Annotated in this window: 1 pseudogene; it reads right to left on the minus strand. The window is 47.7% G+C overall.

Features of this window, described 5'->3' with window-relative positions:
* Positions 1-725, minus strand: a pseudogene (locus tag AN944_RS21670) (hypothetical protein); the annotation flags it as partial.

A 725-nucleotide genomic window follows, 5' to 3' on the forward strand; every position in this document is an offset into this window, starting at 1 on the left:
CCAGTGATATCGCCTTGGTTCGATGCATCAATCACTAAGTCTACTGTTAGCTCAGCATCAACAGCATCAAGGTTTTCAGTGTCATTGGCAGACAGGTCGTTACCGTTTGAATCAGTCGCGGTTGCCACCACTGTGATGTCGCCATCCACAAGTGTAGATAGGTCAACATTATCGACAGAGTAAGTACCGTCCGCGTTTACTGCCACATCAGTGATGGTAATTGCTGTGCCCGCAATATCGGTGATAACCAGAGTGACTGTACCGCCAGCTGGAATATCTTGTGATGTACCAGTGATATCGCCTTGGTTCGATGCATCAATCACTAAGTCTACTGTTAGCTCAGCATCAACAGCATCGAGATTTTCAGTGTCGTTGGCCGATAAATCGTTACCGTTGCTGTCAGTCGCAGTTGCCACCACTGTGATGTCGCCATCCACAAGTGTAGATAGGTCAACATTATCAACAGAGTAAGTGCCATCTGCATTAACGGCTACATCTGTGATGGTAATTGCAGTGCCCGCAATATCGGTGATAACCAGAGTGACCGTGCCGCCTGCTGGAATATCCTGACTAGTACCAGTGATGTCACCGTTATTATCGCCATCGATGACTAAATCAACAGTGATGTTACTTGAAAGGGCATCAAGGTTTTCAGTGTCGTTGGCAGACAGGTCATTGCCGTTGCTGTCAGTCGCAGTTGCAACCACTGTGATGTCGCCATCCAC

Source organism: Shewanella sp. P1-14-1 (genome assembly GCF_001401775.1).
In the GTDB taxonomy this organism is placed as follows: Bacteria; Pseudomonadota; Gammaproteobacteria; order Enterobacterales; family Shewanellaceae; genus Shewanella; species Shewanella japonica.